Genomic DNA, 3,126 nt, shown 5'->3' with positions numbered 1-3,126 from the left:
TTGGCCAGAAAAATGAGTCGTTCTCGCTGTTCTAAACTAAGTGGTACAGAAACAATTCGAGGCATGTGTGAACATCTGTTAACTAAAAAAACTTTTTCGCATGATTAGTTATTTTTGTCAACTTATTGTATAAAATTAGTAACTCTTTGCTTTCTGCACTTATTATTTAATCAAAGTTTCACGATTTTCATAAGCTAAACTAAATATAGTCGCCAATTTCAATTGAGTTATTTCCCGGCTTTTAAATACCGATATACCGCTTGGCGACTAATTCCAAATGCCTGGCCTAATGCCATTTTTGAAGGGTACTTCCCTTCCTTCCAGTCTTGTCGCAAAGCTTCAGCCTGATCAGGTTTCAATTTATGTACCCGGCCTTTGTACTTCCCTTGAGAAGAGGCAAGTTTAATTCCTTCCTTTTGCCGCTCTAAAATGATCTCACGTTCAAACTGTGCAAAAGCACCCATCAGTTGCAGCATCAAATTATCCATCGGGGTGGATTGGGCCGTAAAAGTAATATTTTCTTTTACAAACTGGATGGCAATCCCTCGTTTGACCAGTTTATCCACTTCAGTCACCAAATCTTTTAAGCTTCGCGCAAAACGATCCATGGAATGTACTATCACCCGGTCTCCTCCTCGGACATAATTCAACATTTCCTGAAATTTCGGTCGGTCGGTATTTTTACCTGAAGCACGGTCAACAAAAATCCGGTCGACTTCAATTCCCTCAAGTTGACGTCCCGTATTTTGCTCGACCGAACTCACTCGCACATAGCCTACTTTTTGGCCTTTCACTTTTTACGCCCCAATTGGATAAAAATGAACAATTTCGTAAATTATAAATCTTTAATACCAAAGTTACATGTTACTTATGATTAAAAAACATTTAAATGGTACATGTTTTTAAGAACTTTTAAAATGTAATTTTAGGGTTTACTCTATAGTTACATAAATTAGATGTAAAAACTTGTCTCCAATAAACCAAGTACGGTTCACCTAAACAGATTGCTACCCCTGAACAACCAGAATCCGAAAAAAGAGGCTTTTGGAGCCGTTTTTTTAGACCCTATGATTAACCACGATTGTTTAACTCATATGAATAAAGTTGTGAAACTTTGATTAAATAATAGGCATGGAACGTGAAAAATCATAAAAAAAACCCACCTTGGGGAAGATGGGCTATCAACTAGAAACTACAGCATTGAATTTTCAAGAGAATTATAACGCATTTCGTATAAGGTGTATTATGTTAATTTTAGAGATTTTAACTATTTATATTTTAAATATAAGTTAATAATCCCCCTAGAATTCCACCAGCTAATACAACGAACCATGGTGGCAGTTTCCAAAACATTAAAGCAATCAATGCTATTAATGCCATACAGAAATTTTGAGATTTATAAATACTACTTGTCCATATTGGCTGATAAAGAGCTGCTAATAAGATTCCTACCACCGCAGCATTGATAGAATATAATGCAGCTCTCATATGTGTATTATTACGCATACGCTCCCAAAATGGTAGAATTCCAAATACTAAAAGAAAAGACGGTATAAAAATAGCTAATAGACAAATTAAGCCTATTACCCAATTCGAAAAGCTTCCTTCCATTGATGCACCAAGAAATGCAGCAAATGTGAATAGAGGACCAGGTACTGCCTGAGCGAGACTATATCCGGCTAGGAATGTATCGTTATTTAGCCATCCAGTTGAAACAATCTCACTTTGTAATAGAGGCAGAACTACATGCCCACCTCCAAAAACTAAAGATCCTGCACGATAGAAAGCATCTATTAATGAAATTATTTGATTTGGAAAAAGAACGTTTAGGAAAGGTAATCCAATTAATAAGCTGAAAAATATAGCTAACCAAGACCATCCAGCCCGTGTCGTTATAGATACAGGTAATGAATTATGAGTTATTACAGTATTTTGCTTAAATACTAGTAATCCAATCATCCCTGAAATAATAATTGCTAATACTTGTCCCCAAATTGACGGAATAAGAAGGACGAAGCAAGCTGTAAAAGCCATAATCGTAATACGAGGAGGATCTGGACAAAGACTACGAGCCATTCCCCAGAGGGCTTGTATTACAACTGCAACTGCAACTATTTTTAAGCCCTCTAATACACCTGCAAGTTGACTATTGTCGTAATAAGTTAATCCTACTGCAAATAGAATCAAAACAATTGCCGAAGGTAATGTAAAACCAACCCATGCTGCTAACGCTCCCATATAACCTGAACGATAAAAGCCAATAGCAATTCCCACTTGACTGCTAGCAGGCCCAGGCAAAAATTGACAAAGAGCAACTAAGTCTGCATAGCTACTATCACTAAACCACTGTCTGCGTATCACAAATTCTTCACGAAAATATCCTAAATGAGCAGCTGGACCTCCAAAAGAAGTTAGTCCGAGACGCAAGAAAATCAGGAAAATAGTAAAAAAACTATAAGTATTAGAAATCATAAAAAGTTAGGATCAAGAAATAGAAAAGGAACACTAAAATATTGATTAACCGTTATTGATTCTGAAAAAGATAACGATCTATGTCTTAGATTTTAATATGATTGTAGTTACTTAAATATGAAATATTGGAAAGCATTTGAGCTTAAGTCTCGAATAATTGGCTTATTTCTGCTCTAGTGTAACCACGTTCTTTAAAGATCAAAATAATTGCTTTTCGATAGTTCTCACAATGAGCAGTTTTATACTTATTAATTAATTGGATTTCGGAATTAAGCTCGAGGTCATTTTTTATCGTCAATACTTCCGTAGAGACTTTATTAAAAATCTTGAAATTAAACATACAGGCGCTCTTTATCAATATTGTAGCGGCCCGACTACAACAAACACCTGCCTCAGCTTAGCTAGACACCCTTGGGCGCAAGGATTACAAATTCAGCAGGATTCTGCAAGCTTTACCCAATTGAAAGCATTATTATTCATCTAAATACCCGGCCATTTAACATAATGGCGGTTATACGAAATTAGCATTGTAAGCCCAAAGTAGAAATGTCCGGTTTCTCCAAAGTAAAAATGTCCGCTTTTAGAATATGCACTTTTGCAATTTTCTTAGCGGACGGTTTGATATGTTGGTGTCTATGTCGGATAAAGAACTTA

The 3,126-nt window shown here is 36.0% G+C and carries 3 protein-coding genes and 2 pseudogenes; 1 reads left to right on the top strand and 4 read right to left on the bottom strand.

Going from position 1 to position 3,126, the window contains the following annotated elements; all coding sequences use genetic code 11:
- Both FTV32_RS17715 and FTV32_RS16290 read right to left on the bottom strand, forming a co-directional pair.
- Window positions 1–65 (bottom strand): annotated as a pseudogene (locus FTV32_RS17715) (helix-turn-helix domain-containing protein); the annotation flags it as partial.
- 162 nt (window positions 66–227) lie between these two features.
- Window positions 228–794, bottom strand: coding sequence for a recombinase family protein (locus FTV32_RS16290; protein ID WP_035270451.1), 567 nt, complete (start codon window positions 792–794; stop codon window positions 228–230).
- Window positions 795–997: 203 nt separating this feature from the next.
- Between FTV32_RS16290 and FTV32_RS17710 the strand changes: the two are divergent.
- A pseudogene (locus FTV32_RS17710) lies at window positions 998–1,075 on the top strand (DNA-binding protein); the annotation flags it as partial.
- Between the two features lie 203 nt (window positions 1,076–1,278).
- Here FTV32_RS17710 and chrA read toward each other — a convergent pair.
- Window positions 1,279–2,472, bottom strand: coding sequence for a chromate efflux transporter (gene chrA, locus FTV32_RS16285; protein WP_035270388.1), 1,194 nt, complete (start codon window positions 2,470–2,472; stop codon window positions 1,279–1,281).
- A 142-nt stretch (window positions 2,473–2,614) separates the two neighbouring features.
- Complete coding sequence (locus tag FTV32_RS17635) at window positions 2,615–2,812, bottom strand: hypothetical protein (protein ID WP_035270385.1); 198 nt, start codon at window positions 2,810–2,812, stop codon at window positions 2,615–2,617.
- Window positions 2,813–3,126: the final 314 nt, after the last annotated feature.

The organism is Acinetobacter sp. YH16032, assembly GCF_013417345.1.
GTDB lineage: Bacteria > Pseudomonadota > Gammaproteobacteria > Pseudomonadales > Moraxellaceae > Acinetobacter.
Note: the sequence above shows the minus strand (reverse complement) of the source record. Positions and strands in the feature narration are given on the sequence as shown.

Coding starts and splice junctions, on each gene's coding strand:
- FTV32_RS17635 (WP_035270385.1), bottom strand. CDS start 2,812: ATGTTTAATTTCAAGATTTTTAATAAAGTCTCTACGGAAGTATTGACG.
- chrA (WP_035270388.1), bottom strand. CDS start 2,472: ATGATTTCTAATACTTATAGTTTTTTTACTATTTTCCTGATTTTCTTG.